Genomic DNA, 18200 nt, shown 5'->3' with positions numbered 1-18200 from the left:
CGGGCAGGGAGTCAATAGCGATCTCTCAGTCCTGTCAGCTCTTCACGACATCCCTCAAAGGAATGCAATGGCTAATAACGTCTCTTCCACACTGGCAACACGCATTATCTTTTTTATCGCTGGATTTATAACCGCGACCTGGGCGGTGATTGTGCCTTTCGCCCGCGGCAATACCGGCGTTAATGAGGCGCAACTCGGCACCTTGCTGCTTTGTCTTGGCGTCGGCGCGCTGATTGCGATGCCGGTGACGGGCTGGCTGACCAGCCGCTTTGGCTGCCGCCGGGTGATTCTGGTCGCTGTCGCGCTGGTCATCATCAGTACGCCATGGCTGTCGGTGCTCAGCGACCCGCTATTGCTGGCGCTGGCGTTGCTGGTTTTTGGCATCGGCATCGGCGTGACCGACTGCGCCATGAACATCCAGGCGATCCTGGTGGAGAAGCAGGCGGCGAAGCCTGTGATGTCTGGCTTTCACGGCATGTACAGTGTGGGCGGCATTGCCGGGGCGGGCTTTATGACGCTGCTGCTGGCGATGGGTTTTAGCGTGCTCACCGGCTGTTTGCTGGCGGTAGCGGCGGTGATTATCATGACGCTGGTCAGCGCACCGGGTTTACTGACCTACGCGAACCCCGCTGAAGGCCCGGTATTTGCTGTTCCGCGCGGCAGCGTACTGATTATCGGCATCATCTGCTTTGCCGTCTTCCTGACCGAAGGCACCGTGCTGGACTGGAGTGCTGTCTATCTGACCGACGTCCGGGCCATGCCGGCATCACTGGGCGGACTGGGCTATACCTGCTTTGCCATTGCGATGACCGTGGCGCGTCTGACCGGCGATCGCATCATTTCGTCGCTGGGTCGTCTGCCTGTAGTACTGGGTGGCGCACTGATTGCCGCCGCTGGCATGGCGATGGTGACCTTTATCGCCTCCTGGCCGCTGGCGTTGCTGGGCTACACCCTTGTCGGCGCAGGCTGCGCCAATATCGTGCCGGTAATGTTCTCTGCCGCCGGACGTCAGACGGTGATGCCGCAGGCGGTCGCCGTGCCTGCCATTACTACTCTGGGTTACCTGGGGGTACTGAGCGGGCCAGCCGTGATTGGCTACGTGGCGCATTACACGCATCTTGCTTTCTCGTTTTCACTGATTATGGCGCTGATGCTGATCGTCGGTGCGGTCTCTCTGACCCTGGATCTGGGCCGTAGCCGCGCAGGGGAAAATGCATAAAATTACCCAGTCCGCGCTCCTGACAGACTTTCATTGAACGGGGCGCGGAGTCATCTTCAGGAGGAACGGAAGCGGCCTGCCATTACTCTCCCAGCCTGACCCAGCGGCGGCCGGCCAGCACCGTCAGCGCCACGATGGTGATGCCCGCAGCCAGATGCATAGAAAAATCGATGGCGTGCAGATGGGTGTCATGACACAGCGACAGCAACATCGATGAGGTAAACGCACTGCCACAGCCGCTCAGCGCCAGACTGCGCGCGGGATAGAGTGAACGGGTGCGCTTCAGGGCGATCACGGACATCAGCATCATCGGCGCGCTGGCCGACAGCATAAACAGATAGCAATGTATCCCTTCACCAAAGCGGCTTGCGCCCGCAGACGTGGTTTCAGATGACATGTTGATCAGATTCAGCCCCAGCCACATCACTGCCAGCATCAGCGGCCAGCGCAGGCTGACTGGTTTTCTGCCGGCGATACTCAGCGTAAACGCAGCCGCCAGCGTGCTGCCCGCGATGACAAGAGAGAGCAGTACGGCGATAAATGCCAGCCATGCGCCAGGCTGACTCCAGTCAGTAAACCTGCTGTGAAACGCCCAGCTGGTCAGTGCGCCAAAAGGCAGAGCAAGCGCGATCCAGCCCGCAACGCGCCAGGCGGTGGGCCAGACGCGCTGCACCGGCTGCGCGGAGGCGCTGAGCTGATTAATTAACTGGTCATGATTTCTCATGATGACCCCGTCCATATTTACGAAGGTTGACCATTGCGCGATGCAACAGGGATTTAACGGCAGAAAGAGACTGATGGGTTTCAGCGGCTGCCTGCGCCAGGCTCTGCTCGCGCAGATGCACGGATTCGACGATCTCCCGCTGACGTAGCGGAAGGGTATCGAGATAGCCTGAGAGAATATCGGCATCGGCTGAGGCTTCTGCACTTTCAGCGGGCCGCTGCTGCAGCGCCTCATCATCCTGAACCTCCTGACGACGACCATGCTGGCGCAGCGTATCAATCGTTCGGGCAGAGGCGATAGCGGCTACCCATGGCAAGATCGGGCGCTGCGGATCGTAGGTATGCCGCACCCGATGGATTGCCAGCAGCGTTTCCTGAATCACATCCTCAACCAGCCCCTCGTCACGCATTTTTTTGCGCACCAGTGCCCGGATGGCCGGAACCATCGCTTTGAGTAACTGGTTATAGGCTGCTTTGTCGCCCGCCTGCGCCCGGGCCATTAAGGCTGGCCAGTGCTGTGCGCGTTGATCAGTGTCTGACATCATTTATCAGCAGGTCAGCACACTGTCGCCGTGTGCTGATACCGGAGCAGAACATCGTTTCATCAATCGTCTCAGGTTTTCTTTCCTTTTTCCGTTGCCTGATCCAGCGCTGAAATCACGATGCCTGGCGTCAGCACCTGCGGGAGTACCACGGGTTTGCCACCGTCAGCCGGGTAGACCACGTAGAGGGGTAATCCACCGCGTCCGAAATCGCTAAGCGCCTGTTCAACATCGGGATTGTATTTAGTCGAGTCCGCGACCATGTAAATGGTGCTGGTACGCGCCATGGCTGCTTTTACCGCTTGCGTCGACAGCGACGTGCGATCGTTGACCTGGCAGGTAATACACCAGGACGCGGTAAAGTTCACCAAGATGGGCTTGCCCTGGCCTTTGATTGCGTCAACATTCTGGGGCGACCAGGCCACCGCTGCAGCAGCCGGTGAGGTGGTTTCCGTCTCAGCTGGTCCCGTGGCAAAACTGTTGATATTCAACAACGGCACCACGACCAGCGCCAGAAAGAACGCGGTGGCAACATGCATTACCACATGACGCTGTCCCATCATACGGCGTTTCTGCGCCATGCCATACAGCCAGGCAGCAAAACTAAACAGTAAGCAGCAGGCCAGAATCGCGGCCAGTGCAGCCGATCCCGCCTGACGTTCCAGTACCCAGATCAGCCAGCCCACCGCACCCAGCATGGGAAACGCCAGACCCTGTTTTAAGGTGATCATCCAGGCGCCCGGTTTTGGCAATATTCTCGCCAGCACCGGGAAGAATGAGATCAGGGTAAAGGGCGCAGCAAAGCCCAGCGCCAGCGATATAAAGATCACCACACTCACCAGCGGAGGCTGAGTCAGGGCATATCCCACTGCGCTGGCCATGAAAGGTGCGCTACAGGGAGTGGCGACAATGATGGCCAGCGCGCCGGTCAGTGCTGAACCCACTAATCCTCCGCGATCGCCACCCACTTCGCCAACCCGCTGAATCGACAGTCCGACTTCAAACAGACCGAGCAAATTCAGTGCTGAACCCAGCATCACCAGAATCAGCGCTGCAATGACCAGCGGCGATTGCAGCTGAAATCCCCAGCCCACCGATGCACCACCCGCCCTGGCCAGCAGCAATACGGCGGTCAGGGCAACCATCGTCACCACGACGCCGAGCAAAAAGGCCAGGCCTTCTGCCCGGGCGTGGGAGGGTGATTCGTGGTGGCGGATCAGGCTCAGTGCTTTCAGTGAGATCACCGGAAACACGCAGGGCATGAGGTTCAGAATAATGCCGCCCAGGAAGGCGGCTGCAATCGCAGTCAGCATGGTGTACCTGCTCAGATGATGAAGTTATGCCGGATTGGCCTGACGATATTTTTTAACGGCATCCATCGCTTTCTGGATATGCGTATCAGGATTTTTATCGGTGAAGCTCAGCAGGATTTTGCCATCGGGCGCAATCACGTAAGAGGTCCGGTCTGAAAGCTTCTGACCTTTCATCTCCATGGTGCTCTTATATTCTTCGGCGACTTTGGCTCCCGGGTCGGCGGCTACGGTAAATTTGTCACGGCATTCAAGCTGCGAGAATTTAGCAATCTGATCGGTATTACCGGCGGTGACACCAATGACGGTCGCACCCTGTTTTTTGAATTCATCGGTCGCTTCAGCAAAGTCATGCGCTTCAAGCGTACAACCCGCACTGAACGCTGCCGGAAAGAAGTAAAGCACAACCGGGCCTTTCTTCAGCGCCTGCTGTAATGAAAAGGTGGTCGATTTGCCCGCCAGCGCGGCGTCGAGTTTAAAATCCGGGGCTTTTTCACCGACCTGTAACGCTGCAAAAGCGGATGTTGCCGGAACACTCAGTGCCAGCAGCGTAGCGACGGCAAGGGTTTTCAGGGTGTTTTTCATTGGCGTGACTCTCTCCATTAACGAGCAGACGGGGTTGTCTGACGTCTCATTTTTAAGGTTCGTTTAAAACGAGAAAAAGTTGCGCGGTTTTGAAATTTTTTTAACGATTTATTTAAGAGGACGTTAACCACAATTTTCAGGTGGTCATTGCATCATTTGCTGAATCGAGTGCAGCTCATGCGTCGTTGAGTCACAGATTGCATCGTGGTTATTCCTGATTAAGTAAAATTTATGTGATTTGAGCCGCAATAATTTTGCTAAAAAGCGCCGGTTTTCTGGCAGGTGAGCATCGTCACGTTTCTGTTCGGCTTCAGACAGTAAATTCCATTTATGGAATGAAAAAACGATTCAGCAAATGAGGCGAATGATGAAGATTAAACTGGCATTAACAGTACTGGCGGTTCTGGTATCAGGTTCAGCAGCGGCGAAAACCTGGGTGCTGACGAGTGCTGAACAGGGCACCGAGCAAGGAAACTGGAAGATTTCCAGCAATGAGCTGAAGTCTCAGGGCAAACCGTTCAGCATCGAACAGAAAGTCCTGCATGGCGGCAAGCAGGAAGGCAGTAAAATTCTGACGATCCGCAGTGAGGATGGCCTGACAATTGCGTTAAGTCCGACCCGCGGCATGAACTTACTGCATGTTGAGGGCTTTGGCACCCGCATGGGCTGGGATTCACCAGTGAAAGAGGTCGTCAATCCTGCCTACATCAATCTTGAGAGCCGCAACGGTCTGGGTTGGCTGGACGGCTTCAACGAGATGATGGTGCGCTGCGGCTACGAATGGACCGGTCATCCGGTCACCGATGAAGGACGAATCTATACGCTGCACGGTAAAGCGGGGAATACGCCGGTTTCCCAGCTGGAAGTTGAAGTGGCAGATGCGGCACCACACGAAATCCGTATTCGCGGCCTGATTAAAGAGAGCACCTTTAAAAAAGCTGATTTGCAGACCATGACCGAGCTGCGTTACGTGCCAGGCAGCAACAGTTTCAGCCTGCATGATGTGTTAACCAACCATGCCGACTATCCGCACGATTACCAGATCATCTATCACAGCAACTTCGGCCAGCCTATTCTGGAAGAGGGCGCACGCTTCATGGCACCGATGTCCGGCATCAGCCCGTTCAATGACTACGCGAAAGCCGGGCTAAAAGAGTGGCAGACCTATAAAGGTCCGACCAAAGATTTCGATGAGATGGTGTTCAACATCAAACCACTTTCTGACAGCAATCATCAGACCGTCGCTGCGGTGATAAATAAAGCGGGCAACAGCGGCGCATCCATTCAGTTCGATACGCGTCAGCTCCCGATGCTGACCTTATGGAAAAATACCGACACCCTGAAACAGGGCTACGTGACCGGCATCGAACCTGGTACCAGTTACGCCTATCCGGTCACCATTGAACGTGAACAAAAACGTGTGAAGCAACTGCAACCGGGCGCGAGCACGGCATTTGATCTGACGTACACCTTGCTGCACAGCAGCGAGCAGGTGAATGACGTTGAGAAACGCATTAAGGGCATTCAGGGCGAAACGAAGATTGATGTGAGCGAGACGCCAATAGCGAAAGAGTAACGACCCATCATAACCCCAGCTAAATTGTTGGGGTTTTTACTTTACAGGCCAGCGTTCCGTCACGGGATGACATCACAAATGCGAGAAAGTGGCAAAGATCTGCACAGGATACTGGCGATGCTATAAGGTCGCTGGGTTGGTCAACGCAAAGTTACACGCAGGTAAACATCCGGCAAACCTGTGGAAGGTTGTTAAGCCGGAAGTTGAAAGAGAAGAGTAACCCTGAAATACTAACAGTTAATAACTGATAGTAACTCAGCGGGAGAGGAATCATGCCAACCAGCGTAGCACTCAGTCCTTATTTCGAAGCGTTCATCCGCGAACAGATAGAAAGCGGGCGATATAACAACACCAGTGAAGTGATCCGTGCGGGCCTCAGGGCACTGGAAGAACGGGAGCAGCAGATGAAACTTGATGCTCTGCAAACAGCAGTCAGCGCAGGTATAAACAGCGGCGAAAGCAAAAACGCGGAAGAGGTATTTGGTCGCCTGTCGCAAAAATATCGGCGGCAGGCCGAAAGTGGTAAAGCGTAATGAAACTGGGTATTTCGCCTCTGGCAGAACAGGATATGGAGGCCATCGGTGATTATATCGCACAGGATAATCCGATGCGCGCGGTGAGTTTCATGGAAGAACTATACCAGCAATGCTTGCTGATAGCCGAGTCGCCGGTTATTTACAAAGAAAGACCGGAACTGGGACAGAGCGTCAGAAGTTGTACTTACGGGCGGTATCTCATCGTGTTCAGGGTGCTGGACACCGAAGTCCGTATAGAGAGGCTGCTACATGGTTCGCGGGATATTATCACGCTGTTCTCTGAACAGGAGACGCCGGGAAGCTCTCGCTGAGCAGGGTCCTCCCGTAAACGTCAGAGCGTGCCGTCCGTAGTAATTATCCAATAAATAATCCTGCAGATTAGTTGCGAGACAGCCTCCTGTGTCTGAAGTGAAAACCCGAAGGGGGGGGAATTGAGATTACTTAAGCTACCTGAATACATGTGCGATATGTTATTTAACATAAGATAGATTGTGCGCATTGTCTTGTGTCGGGGCAGACAGCCAGTATCTGTCCTGATCCAGGGGTATCTGACCGGTAAAGCTAACTGTCGAGGGATTCTGGCCCTAAGATGCGGACTGGCGTGCATTAGTGGCTTTCCGCACGCAGCAAATCTTTCTGCGCGGCTGGGGTACCCTTGCAGACACGCCATGATGTCATAGTCTGCCGTAAAAGGTCATACGCGCGGTTTCTGACAACTCAATACCCGGCTGCGTATTGTAAGCCAGCACGGCGAGCATCCGGGTGACCTCGCCTTCAGTTGGGGTCACGCGGTGCAGGGAATTACGGCCACGAAACAGCACCAGATCCCCGGCATCTATCTCCAGCGCGTCAACGGTCTGACGTTCTTCCAGCACTGCGTCGACACCGGCAAAGTTCATATCACCGGCATCGGCATCCCGCAGATCTTTCACATACTGAAACACGCCGCCCGCCAGCGGTTTCTGGACCAGTAAGGTGATAGCAAAGGAGGAGTTGTCGAAGTGCCAGCCCAGCTCCTGACCGTGAGGCGCATAGTGCAGGTTAATCGACGAAAGCTGATCGGCGTAGGGATAGAGCGCTTCCTCTCCCAGCACATCGCACAGGAAACGTTTAAACAGGTCATCGTTATAAAGCTGGCGCAGTGGCGAGTCGGCAGCGATAACATCATCCGTGATACAGCCTTTGGTGCTGAGCACATCCCGATTACGCGGATGATCCGCACTGAACGCCTCATCCGGCTTCATCAGATAGACATTGTGTTTACTACGGGTGTGATAGGCCAGATGACGCCGGGCATTGCCCTCTTCGATCATCGCCTCTAAAGCGTGTGGTTGTAAAAACTGACGCAGTACCAGCGCGCCGGAGTGGTTTAACTGCTCACGACAGCGCTGACGCCAGCCCTGGTCGGTCAGCGGATGAAGATCAAGACGAACAAGGGATTCAGACATAGCAACAGCTCTCATGATGGGCAGGTGTGATGTTATTCTACCTGTCGCCTGCCACGCTGCGTAACGATAAAAACTTACTGCCCTGATAAGGAAGAGTTAATGCCTGCCCAATTGCCAAGGTTGCCCAAAATCAGCGTCATTCAGTCCTTTAAAGTGGCCGCCGAACTGGGCAGCCTGGCAAAAGCCGCCGCCCAGCTGGCTTTAACCCCGGCGGCGGTCAGTCAGCAGATTCGCCAGCTGGAAGAGCAACTTGGCAGCGCGCTGTTTCTGCGCACGCAGAGCGGCGTGATGCTGACTGAAACCGGCAAAGAGTATCTGCGCTATGTCACCGAAGCCTTTGATATTTTGCACCTGGGTCAGCAAAACATCCGCCATGCGGCCAGCGCGCCAAAACTCACGGTTTACACATTACCGGCGCTGGCGTCCAAATGGCTGTTGCCCCAGCTGGCGAGCTGGCGCGACCATTGCCCGAATATCGATCTCTCGTTACACGGTACGCATTCTCAGGTCGATTTCACCGCGATGCACGCCGATTTTGTGATCTGCTTTGGTGAGGATCGTTACCCGCAGTCAGATAAGCTGAAGTTGTTTCATGATGACGTGCTGCCGGTGGCCAGCCCTGCTCTGTTACATCGTTTTACGCCGGAAACGATCTTAAGCCAGGCGCCTCTGATCCACCTCGACTGGGGCAATGAAGGCCGTTTTCTGCCTGACTGGCGAAGCTGGTTTCAGGCAAAAGGCATGGATGAACCGCTGCCGCAGCCCGCGTTCAGCTTCAATCTGACCTCGCTGGCGATTGATGCGGCTGTCGCGGGAGCTGGTGTGCTGCTGGGGCAGCGACGCCTTATTGCGGCGGAACTGGCGCGGGGCGATCTGGTGGTAGTGGATGATCTTTGCCTGCCGCTGAGCAAACCCTATTACCTTGTCTGGCCGCAACGCACGCTGAGTCAGCCTGGCAGTGAGGCGATGATCGGCTGGTTAAAAGAACTGGGCGCGCGGTGCTGATACCCAGCTGCTGTGATGGCCCGCCAGCACGTAGCCGCTGACGGGCGCAGCGGCAGATTGTTACTTAAGCATGACCTTATCCGGCTGGTCGGTTGTGATCGTCGTTACGCATTGTCTTCAACGATTACCACCACGCGTTGTCCTGCACGCACTGCGCTGCCTGGCTGGACGCTGACCTGCTGAATTATGCCGCTGCACGGAGCCAGAAGCGGGATCTCCATCTTCATCGATTCCAGCACCACAAGGATATCCCCTTCCCGCACCCGACTGCCCGCAGTCGCCTGCACCTGCCAGAGATTGCCGGATACCGGACTTTCAACCCCCTGCTCGCCCGGTTGCAGCGGTGCGTCACCGCCTTCATCCGCTACGTTTTCCTGACTGTCGAAATGGGCCTGGCCGCTGGCTATCCAGCGGTCACGTTCAGCATTGAATGCGCTTTGCTGATGCTCACGAAACTCGCCAATACTTTCCGCTTCACGCGTAAGGAATTCCTGATACGCCGCCAGCCTCAGCGTGCTGTGCTCAATGCGCAGCGGATAGCGACCCAGTGGAAAGTCGCGACGAATCTGCAGCAGTTCCTCAGCAGAGACCGGATAAAAACGGATCTGATCGAAAAAGCGCAGCAGCCAGGGTTTTCCGCCAAAATCGGCGACTTCGTGATATCGGTTCCACATCTGCAGCGTGCGGCCCACAAACTGATAGCCGCCCGGCCCCTCCATGCCATAAATACATAGATAAGCGCCGCCGATGCCAACTGAGTTTTCCGCCGTCCAGGTGCGGGCTGGGTTATATTTCGTCGTTACCAGCCGATGACGGGGATCCAGCGGTGTGGCAACCGGTGCGCCAAGATAAACATCGCCCAGCCCCATGACCAGATAACGGGCCTCAAACACGGTGTTCCAGACGGCCTGCTCATCTGGCAGGTCGTTTATCCGGCGAATAAACTCAAGATTACTCGGGCACCAGGGCGCGTCCGGACGCACGGTGGTCATATACTTTTCAATCGCCTTCTGACAGGCGGGATCGTCCCAGGAGAGCGGCAGATGGACTACGCGTGTGGGGACCTGAAGGTCGTCACTCATGCAGACCGTTTCCCATTCACCGCGCACCCACGCCAGCAGCACGTGTGGCGTCAGCGTCTCCGGCTGAAAGTGGATTTGCAGCGAGCGGATGCCCGGCGTGATATCAATAATGCCGTGGCGTGTTTGCGCTTCCAGCGCCTGCATTAACGCGTGAATGCGAAAACGCAACACCAGATCCAGCTCCGGCTCGCCTGCCTCCAGCAGCAGATGCGTATCGCCTGAAAGCCGCGCGACCAGACGTTTATCCGCTTCACCGCAGGTCATTATTATCGGCGACATCAGTGGCGCAGGCTCCCAGAGAATGCCCTGTGGCTGTAGCGTGGTCAGCTCAATACGCCGCCCCTCTGCCAGCCGCCGTGCCGTCGGGATATCTACCGGAACAAACTGCACTTTGTCACCGGCTTTCAGCTGGCCCAGTTGCCAGAGATCCGCTTCGATGACCGTCACCGGGCAGACAAACCCGCCGAGACTGGGACCATCGGGTCCCAGGATGACTGGCATATCACCGGTAAAGTCGACCGCGCCGATCGCGTACGGGTTGTCATGGATGTTTGAGGGGTGCAGTCCCGCTTCGCCGCCGCTGTCGCGTGTCCAGATCGGCTTTGGCCCAATCAGGCGCACGCCGGTTCGGCTGGAGTTAAAGTGCACTTCCCATTCTGTGGCAAAGAACGTCGCAATATAGTCCGGCGCAAAAAATTCCGGCGCACCGTGGGGACCATAAATCACGCGCAGCGTGCGGATTGTGGCGAGGTCTGTGCGCAGCGCCGTAGGCAGTTGTGTTCCGGCTGTGTTCGTAGCCCGCGGCGCGAGATGCAGCACATCACCGCTGCGCATCGCACGACCAGCGTGTCCGCCAAACTGACCGAGCGTAAAGGTACTTTTACTGCCTAAATAGTCCGGCACCTGAATACCACCGCTCAGGCAGAGATAACTTCTGACGCCTGCACCACGCATCGTGCCCAGCTTCAGTGTGGCGCCCGCCGGGATAGTAAATACGGCGTCCATTACCTGTTCAGCGCCGTCGAGCGTGACACTGAGCGGCGCACCGCAGACCACCGCCTGAATCTCCGTGTTAAATTTCAGGGTGGGCCCGTTCAGCGTGATTTCCAGCGCGGCGTCACTCTCGTCATTGCCCAGCAGACGGTTGCCTGAGCGCAGGGCGCGATCATCCATCGGCCCTGATGGCGGCACGCCCACCGCCCAGTATCCCAGTCGTCCGGGATAATCCTGCACGCTGGTCTGGGTGCCGGCACTCAATACCTCAACCGTTGCAGCCTGATAGCCGAGCTGCTCCAGGCAGCGTGTCCAGGGGTCGCCAGCGGTAAAAGGCGCAAAGGCTAAGATCTGCAACAGATAGAGGCGGTTGGTTTCAACGCCATAGAGGCGGGTTTCCGTCAGTGCCTGTGCCAGTGCGGCGATAGCTTTTTCGCGTGTGGGATGCCAGGCAATCACTTTGGCCAGCATCGGGTCGAAGAATGGCGGGACTTCGCACCCCGCTTCCACCCAGCGGTCGATGCGCAGGTTTTTACCGTCGGCCGCCGGGAAATGGACTTCAGTTAACAGTCCGGGTGAAGGCTGGAACTGCCGTCCCGGATCTTCCGCGTATATGCGCGCCTGCACGGCATGGCCCTGTGGATTCAGCGTGGCGGCTAATACGCTTAGCGGCGGAAGATCGCCTGCCGCCAGCTCAATCATCCACTGCACCAGATCCACGCCCCACACCTGCTCTGTCACACCATGTTCAACCTGCAGGCGGGTATTCACTTCAAGGAAATAGAACTGCTGTGATGCGCTGTCGTAAACAAATTCAACCGTTCCGGCGCTGCGATAGTTCACCGCTTTTCCCAGCGCGATAGCCGCCGCGCATAAAGCCTCCGCCATACCAGCTGGCAGATTCGGCGCTGGCGTCTCTTCGATCACTTTCTGATTACGTCGCTGAATCGAGCAGTCGCGCACGCCCAGCGCGATAACCTCGCCCTTTCCGTCACCAAAAATCTGCACTTCGAGATGACGGGCACTTTCGATATATTTTTCGAGAAACACCCCGGCGTCGCTGAAGTTGTTCTGGCCGAGTCGCTGTACGGTTTCAAACGCGTCGGACAGTTCATTTGCATCACCACAGACGCGCATCCCAATACCACCACCGCCCGCCGTGCTTTTCAGCATGACCGGATAGCCGACACGCTCTGCGGCGCGGCAGGCTTCGCTGACATCCGCCAGCAGCTCACTGCCCTCCAGCAATGGCACTTCTTCGGCCTTCGCCAGCGCGCGGGCCGTATGTTTCAGGCCAAAAGTCCGCAACTGCTGCGGTGTGGGGCCGACAAAAATCAGACCGGCAGCCTCGCACGCCTCAGCAAAGGCGGCATTTTCCGAAAGGAAACCGTAGCCAGGATGGATCGCTTTCGCCCCGCTCTGCTGCGCGGCGGCGATGATCTTTTCCGTCACCAGATAGGTTTGTGCAGCCGGGCCTTCGCCAAGGCTTAGCGCCACATCCGCCTCGCGGATATGTAAACTGCTCAGATCGGCTTCGGAGTAAACGGCGACCCCTTTCATCTGCATGGGCCGCAGCGTGCGCAGGATGCGACAGGCGATCGCGCCGCGATTGGCAATCAGTAAGGTATCAAACATAGGCGAACTCTCAGGGATGCGGGTCGTCCCGCAAAATTCGATATTCCCTGGGGCCGTCCCCGGGGCTGACCGGCACTTAAGCGGCGTGCGTCGGCGGAATGTTCAGAAGGTCAGTGCGCAAGGCCATATCAGTTCCACACCAGCACTTCGGCGGGTGTCGGATTCCAGCCATTACAGGGGTTATTCAGCTGCGGACAGTTGGAGATCAGCACCATTACGTTGCATTCAGCCACCAGGTCGACATATTTGCCGGGCGCAGATAAGCCGTCTTCAAAGGTCAGACCGCCTTCAGGCGTGACCGGAACGTTCATGAAAAAATTGATGTTGGCACCGATATCACGTTTGTGAAGGCGGCCATCGTGCAGGCAGGCACAGAGAAAGTTATCCCGACAGCTGTGCATGTAGCGCTTACCCTGGGCATAGCGCACGGTGTTGCTCTCCTGCGAGCAGGCTCCGCCCAGGGTATCGTGACGACCGCAGGTGTCGGCGACGATCGTCAGCAGCGGATTGCCGAGATTCGAATAGAGCACGCTGCCGGTGGTCAGATAGACGTTTCCCTGACGACGCAGCGTGCGCTGAGGATCGTAGCGTTCCCGCGGGTTATCGCTGTTGTAAAACAGGGTATCAATTGCCTGATTCCCTTCGAGGTCGAGCAGGCGCAGCGTCTGTCCTTTTTTGACTTCGAACAGCCACGGCTCGCCTGCCGGGATTACGTGGCGATAGACAGCATCTTCAGGACGACGATCAGAGTGGACAACGGTCATCGCAGCCTCCTTACAGGGCAAAAAGTTGAGTGTTGTGAAATGCACGCTGGTTTTCACCGCGATTAACGATCGCCTCGCTGACGGCCTGCATATCGTCGGCCTGATACCAGCTCAGCTGGACCGGACGGGGATGATAGTCAGTGGCCGGATCCTGCGGATGTGGCAGCACGGTCAGCACCATCAGCACATCCATGGGCGCGTAAAGCTCAACAAAATCCCCCTCGCGGCTGTTGTCCGCGCTGAACCCGAAGCGCCCCTGCTCATCAACCGTTACCTTGTTGAAAAAGTTGACGACCATCAGCAGGTCTTCCAGACCCAGATCCCATTTGCCCATCTCAACCAGCAGATTATCCACGCCGTTGCGATAGAAGCCGTTGCGCAGCTCCTGATAGCGACCGGCACCATACTTCTCCTGTGTTTCCGCCGCGTTGAGTACGCCGCCAAACGGGTCGTGCCAGCCGCAGCTGTCCGCAACAATCGCGGCCATCACGCGCCCCATATCGGAGTAGAAACAGTGGCCGGTGGTCAGGCGTGCGGTGTGCTGACCTTTCAGGGTATCCGGCAGATTCAGCCGTTCACTTTTCTCGTGCGGATTGAGCATCATCATGCTGACGTTCGCACCGCCCTCAATGTCGGTCAGGCGCAGGATCTGCCCTTTACGCAGAATCAGCGAGGTATGCGCGCCACCGGGCAGCGGCTCTTCGCGCACGCTCGGGGCTGAATGAAAAAGATCTGTCATTGAGCGGTCTCCTTTAAAGGGTAAATGTTGTTTCTGCTGCCGGTCGTCAGCTGCGACAGCCGCGTTTCATTAAGCGGGATGTCGTAAGTGATACGCGCACCCCACGCATTGGGGGCCTGCGGGTCGATGCGCACTTTGTCAAACACCAGCAGCCGGGTTCCCAGATTGAAGCCTTCGGCAAGGTCATGCGTGACCATAAACACCGTCATCCGGGTTTCGCTCCACAGCTGGAGCAGCAGCGCATGCATATCTTTGCGGATGCCGGGATCCAGCGCGCCAAACGGCTCATCCAGCAGCAGCACGCGTGGTTGCATCACAAACGCCTGCGCAATGGCCAGCCGCTGCTGCATTCCGCCGGAAAGCTGCGCCGGATATTTATCCAGCGAATGGCCCAGCCCGACTTTCTCCAGCATCTGTTTTGCCTGCTCACGGGCCTGGCGTTTCCGGGCGCCAGACAGCCGCCCGATAAAGGGTGACGCCGGAAGTTCGAGGCCAATGGTGACGTTATCCAGCACGTTGAGATGAGGGAAAACCGAGTAGCGTTGAAACACCACGCCACGGCTGCGATCCGGCTCTCCGGGCAGCTGCTCGCCATCCAGTGTGATCGTTCCCCGCGTTGGCTTCTCATGACCGAGCAGCAGGCGTAAAAACGTCGACTTACCGCAGCCGGACGCACCCACCAGCGAGCAGAACTCGCCCTCTTTCACCTGCAGATTGATGCGCTCCAGCACCACGTGGTCGCCATACTCCTGCCAGATATTTTTGATATCGATAAAACTCATTCCCGGCCTCCTTCCGCCCAGGGGAAAAAGGTTTTGTGCAGCTGACGCAGCGCGAGGTCCATCAGCCACGCCAGCAGCGTGATCCAGATGACATAAGGAATGATCACATCCATCGCCATATAGCGGCGGACGAGGAAGATGCGATAACCCAGCCCGGCAGTCGCGGAGATGGCTTCGGCGGAGATCAGAAAGAGCCATGCCGATCCCAGCAGCAGACGCAGCGACGTAATCAGCCGGGATAACAGCTGCGGCAGCACGACCCGCAGCACCACCGTCCAGCTGTTCGCACCCAGGGTTTGTGCTTTGATAAACAGCTCTGCGGGGATTTCCCGCGCCCGATGTTCCAGATCGCGTGCCAGCATCGGTGTGATGCCGATGACGATCAGCATCACTTTTGACAGCTCATCCAGCCCGAAGACGATAAACAGCATTGGCAGCAGCGCCAGCGGCGGGATCATCGACACCACGGTCATGAAGGGTGACAGCGCCGCGCGGGTCATCGGAAAGACGCCCGCAGCAATGCCGATGCACAAGCCAATTACCGAAGAGAGCGCCAGGCCAGTCAGCAGACGAGTTAAACTAATCCACGTATCCACCCACAGCAGATACTCCCCGCTGCGCTTGTCCGGCGTGAACGCCATCCGGTCGATGGCCGCGATCATCTGCGACAGGCCGGGCAGCAGTTTGTCGTGGGGATTGGCTTCCAGACGCACTGCCGAACTGATAAACCACGCGGCGATAAGCAACACAAACGGTAACAGCATCAGCGTCAGGCGCATTCCCTGCCGGGGATAGCGGTTGATGTGGCGCATAGCAATAACTCCTGAGTACGGTGATTACAGCTTGCCCGCAGCGGCCAGCTTCAGATAGCTGTCGTCAAAGCGCAGTTTGATGTTTGCGGTATCACCGACGGTGACGTTGCCCGGGAAGCGCATGCCGATGAAGTCAGCGCTTTGCGCGCCCTCACCCAGCAATCCTTTATCAAAGGAAAACGCAGCGACGCGCTGCATGGTTTTCGCCAGTTCAGGGGATGAGACAAAGGTCTGGGTTTCGGCTGGCGTCCAGAACAGGTGGGTGGTTTTCAGCTGTGCCTTATAACCGGTGAGGTCCGTACCGGAATCGGCCGCCATGGCACTAAGCGCCTGGGTGTCTCCGGCCTGCATCTTCGCGATCATCTCGAACCAGGCACCGGTCAGCGCCTTGCCGAGTGCGGGGTTATCTTTCAGGGTGTCGGTATTCACCACCATCATGTCAATCAGCTCACCCGGCACGGCCGATGAGCTGAACACTTCTGTCGTCTGCGGGGTCTTTTTGATGACCGAAAGCTGCGGGTTCCAGGCCACAGCCGCTTTTACGTTGCTGGTGCCGAACGCTGAGACAATATCGGCATCGGAGGTATTTACGACTTTAACGTCTTTTTCCTGCAGCCCGGCTTTCTCCAGCCCGCGGACCAGAAGATAGTGCGACACCGACAGCGCAGGCAGATAGACCGACATCCCTTTCAGATCGCTGAGCTTTTTATTTTCCCCTTTCAGGACTACGCCGTCGTTACCATCCGAATAGCTGCCGGTGATCAGCGCCGTGCTATCAATGCCGCCGGCTGCAGGAATGGTCAGGGCATCCATATTGGTCATAGTGCAGCCGTCGAACTGCCCGGCGGTGTACTGGTTGATCGACTCGATGTAGTCATTGAGCTGAGTGATGTGGATTTTAATGCCATATTTGCTGGCCCATTTATCAATGATCTTCTCATTGCTGATGGTGCCCCAGGGCATCCAGCCCGCGTAAATGGTCCAGCAGATGTTGAACTCTTTTTTGACGGCGGCGAAAGACGGCGCACTGACCAGCAGTGTCAGCGAAAGAATCAGCGTCAGGAGGAGGGATTTCTTCATGATTGACCTCTGGTTGGCACAAAAAAACGGGAGCAGCGCAGGACACCAGATGGTGCCGCTGTCTCCCGGGCTTTTGTCCCGCCGTGTAACCTCGCAGAGGTCGCCAGCTCTCGGACCAGACATTCACCTGCGTGAACCGGAACCCTAGCCAGCTATTTGCTATCAATGTGTCATACGCTGCTTACTGCTAAGACTTGAGCAAATGGCGTGCCAGAAATTAAAGTAAGTCATATCAGTAAGGTAGACGAGTTTTGGTACAGGAAGCACCGGGATGGTGAACCAGCAACGGGCATTGCACATAATCAGTGCTGTGGTGGGGAAGCTATGAGGGCGGCTGACGCTCTGTAGAATGTAAACGTAGAGTAAGAATTCAGGATAGACCTGGACAAGCAAAAGAATCCTTATCAGATCCTTTTGCTTGTGAGCATCTTAGCTGTTTATATGAATTTGAATCAGGCATATGGCGAATTTAGTCACTGTCAATTATTTGATTTCGCCGGTATCCCATTTCAACTGTCTCAAGAGATTTAAGCATATAGGGAGTGAAATCGACTTCCTTACCATCGACGAGGTTGATCATTGAGCCTGAAGCACAAAATGCAGCTTCGTCACGTATCAGGCAGAATGACAGACTTTTCTTTACCCCGTTTTGTTTTTCCTGCTTGGGGATATTGCTGTCGATAACCGCATAACCGCGAGCATTGACTGACTGGATATTATAGAGTTCTACAGGTTGCAACTCGCTCAAGTTTTTAATATCATAAACGTTCAGAGAAAGCCGGCTACTTTCTTTACTTAATGTGTAATTTTTCTTTTTCCATAATCCTTTATTTGTATCAAAGTACACTTTTTCAGGTAATACTCTTCCCGGCCCGTACCCATTATGCAGGACATCGGCAGAATACAGGCAAAACCAAGTATTAAATGGAGGTCGTTTTATTTTTAATGTTGCGTATTCCGGAGGGTGGAAATTTTTAAATGAAATGTTATCGCATGAACTATTTCCGCTGTTACTGGATATAACTTTGTAATAATTAACAAACCTGTCTTTGTTGAAAGCAGAGGGGATATGTATCTCTGGAGTAATAGAGCCCACAGATTTTTGTGCTAACAATGCCAGAGTTAGAAAAATTAAAAACCTTTCCATTACCCTCTCCTTAACTGATCTGATTCGGGTTTTTCGTTGACCGGGTTGTTATGGCTGTCCGGGAATTTCTGCTCAGTGAGAACAGCTATTGCACTGCCGTAGACGCAGCAGCGGGTATTATAACCGTTCAGCTCCCGATATTGATCGTTGTTTATCAGGCCCGGCAGGTTAACGGCGGCGCTGGCCTGCCAGACTGCCGGGCTGCGGTAGTCAATATTTCTA

At 55.9% G+C, this 18200-nt stretch carries 17 protein-coding genes, 1 pseudogene and 1 riboswitch; of the genes and pseudogenes, 5 read left to right on the top strand and 13 right to left on the bottom strand.

The genetic code is table 11. From position 1 onward, the window contains the following. The first annotated feature begins 67 nt into the window (after positions 1–67). Positions 68–1219: an MFS transporter gene (locus tag AC6I8J_RS20260; RefSeq protein WP_497825776.1), complete on the top strand. Its 1152-nt coding sequence runs from the start codon at positions 68–70 to the stop codon at positions 1217–1219. An 82-nt stretch (positions 1220–1301) separates the two neighbouring features. On the opposite strand, the gene AC6I8J_RS20255 is transcribed toward AC6I8J_RS20260, so the two are convergent. The 4 genes from AC6I8J_RS20255 to AC6I8J_RS20240 form a co-directional block, all read right to left on the bottom strand. Continuing rightward, entirely contained in the window at positions 1302–1943 is a 642-nt protein-coding gene (locus AC6I8J_RS20255) for a DUF1109 domain-containing protein (protein WP_222925846.1), read from the bottom strand. Further along, complete coding sequence (locus AC6I8J_RS20250; protein WP_161734687.1) at positions 1930–2484, bottom strand: sigma-70 family RNA polymerase sigma factor; 555 nt, start codon at positions 2482–2484, stop codon at positions 1930–1932. The genes AC6I8J_RS20255 and AC6I8J_RS20250 overlap by 14 nt, the downstream gene beginning before the upstream one ends. Positions 2485–2555: 71 nt before the next feature. Beyond that, positions 2556–3797, bottom strand: coding sequence for a protein-disulfide reductase DsbD family protein (locus AC6I8J_RS20245; protein ID WP_285088678.1), 1242 nt, complete (start codon positions 3795–3797; stop codon positions 2556–2558). A gap of 24 nt (positions 3798–3821) precedes the next feature. Next, entirely contained in the window at positions 3822–4379 is a 558-nt protein-coding gene (locus AC6I8J_RS20240) for a peroxiredoxin (RefSeq protein ID WP_222925844.1), read from the bottom strand. Between the two features lie 367 nt (positions 4380–4746). Between AC6I8J_RS20240 and AC6I8J_RS20235 the strand changes: the two genes are divergently transcribed. The 3 genes from AC6I8J_RS20235 (at position 4747) to AC6I8J_RS20225 (ending at position 6802) form a co-directional block, all read left to right on the top strand. Beyond that, positions 4747–5955: an aldose 1-epimerase family protein gene (locus AC6I8J_RS20235; protein ID WP_497825849.1), complete on the top strand. Its 1209-nt coding sequence runs from the start codon at positions 4747–4749 to the stop codon at positions 5953–5955. 272 nt (positions 5956–6227) lie between these two features. Beyond that, on the top strand, positions 6228–6488 hold the full coding sequence (locus AC6I8J_RS20230) for a type II toxin-antitoxin system ParD family antitoxin (RefSeq protein ID WP_285088677.1): 261 nt from the start codon (positions 6228–6230) through the stop codon (positions 6486–6488). Next, positions 6488–6802: a type II toxin-antitoxin system RelE/ParE family toxin gene (locus tag AC6I8J_RS20225; RefSeq protein ID WP_285088676.1), complete on the top strand. Its 315-nt coding sequence runs from the start codon at positions 6488–6490 to the stop codon at positions 6800–6802. Before AC6I8J_RS20230 ends, AC6I8J_RS20225 begins: the two co-directional genes overlap by 1 nt. 363 nt (positions 6803–7165) lie before the next feature. Here AC6I8J_RS20225 and AC6I8J_RS20220 read toward each other — a convergent pair whose 3' ends face one another. Then, positions 7166–7939, bottom strand: a complete 774-nt coding sequence (locus AC6I8J_RS20220) for a HalD/BesD family halogenase (protein ID WP_260058518.1) — start codon at positions 7937–7939, stop codon at positions 7166–7168. A 99-nt stretch (positions 7940–8038) separates the two neighbouring features. Between AC6I8J_RS20220 and AC6I8J_RS20215 the strand changes: the two genes are divergently transcribed. Further along, the gene (locus AC6I8J_RS20215; protein WP_260058519.1) at positions 8039–8944 is read left to right on the top strand and encodes a LysR substrate-binding domain-containing protein; all 906 of its coding nucleotides are present in this window, start codon (positions 8039–8041) and stop codon (positions 8942–8944) included. A gap of 104 nt (positions 8945–9048) precedes the next feature. Here the strand turns inward: AC6I8J_RS20215 and uca are convergent, their stop codons facing one another. The 8 genes and pseudogenes from uca to AC6I8J_RS20175 all read right to left on the bottom strand — a co-directional run. Next, positions 9049–12654, bottom strand: coding sequence for an urea carboxylase (uca, locus tag AC6I8J_RS20210; RefSeq protein WP_497825775.1), 3606 nt, complete (start codon positions 12652–12654; stop codon positions 9049–9051). Between the two features lie 128 nt (positions 12655–12782). Beyond that, on the bottom strand, positions 12783–13418 hold the full coding sequence (locus AC6I8J_RS20205; protein ID WP_497825774.1) for an urea amidolyase associated protein UAAP2: 636 nt from the start codon (positions 13416–13418) through the stop codon (positions 12783–12785). 10 nt (positions 13419–13428) lie between these two features. Beyond that, the gene (locus tag AC6I8J_RS20200; RefSeq protein WP_497825773.1) at positions 13429–14157 is read right to left on the bottom strand and encodes an urea amidolyase associated protein UAAP1; all 729 of its coding nucleotides are present in this window, start codon (positions 14155–14157) and stop codon (positions 13429–13431) included. After that, a complete protein-coding gene (locus tag AC6I8J_RS20195; RefSeq protein ID WP_222925838.1) occupies positions 14154–14939 on the bottom strand; it encodes an ABC transporter ATP-binding protein in 786 nt (261 codons plus the stop codon). Before AC6I8J_RS20195 ends, AC6I8J_RS20200 begins: the two co-directional genes overlap by 4 nt. Beyond that, on the bottom strand, positions 14936–15751 hold the full coding sequence (locus AC6I8J_RS20190; protein WP_161734650.1) for an ABC transporter permease: 816 nt from the start codon (positions 15749–15751) through the stop codon (positions 14936–14938). Before AC6I8J_RS20190 ends, AC6I8J_RS20195 begins: the two co-directional genes overlap by 4 nt. 24 nt (positions 15752–15775) lie before the next feature. Then, entirely contained in the window at positions 15776–16831 is a 1056-nt protein-coding gene (locus AC6I8J_RS20185) for a putative urea ABC transporter substrate-binding protein (protein WP_497825772.1), read from the bottom strand. Positions 16832–16891: 60 nt separating this feature from the next. Then, positions 16892–16990, bottom strand: a riboswitch (guanidine-I (ykkC/yxkD leader). 310 nt (positions 16991–17300) lie between these two features. Beyond that, a complete protein-coding gene (locus tag AC6I8J_RS20180) occupies positions 17301–17978 on the bottom strand; it encodes a hypothetical protein (protein ID WP_497825771.1) in 678 nt (225 codons plus the stop codon). Continuing rightward, positions 17978–18196, bottom strand: a pseudogene (locus tag AC6I8J_RS20175) (hypothetical protein); the annotation flags it as partial. The pseudogene AC6I8J_RS20175 and the gene AC6I8J_RS20180, both read right to left, overlap by 1 nt. Between the last annotated feature and the right edge of the window lie 4 nt (positions 18197–18200).

The organism is Pantoea sp. X-Soil-ISGK-355 (genome assembly GCF_059730805.1).
The sequence above is the reverse complement of the archived record's forward strand: the minus strand, read 5'-3'. Positions and strand labels throughout refer to the sequence as shown.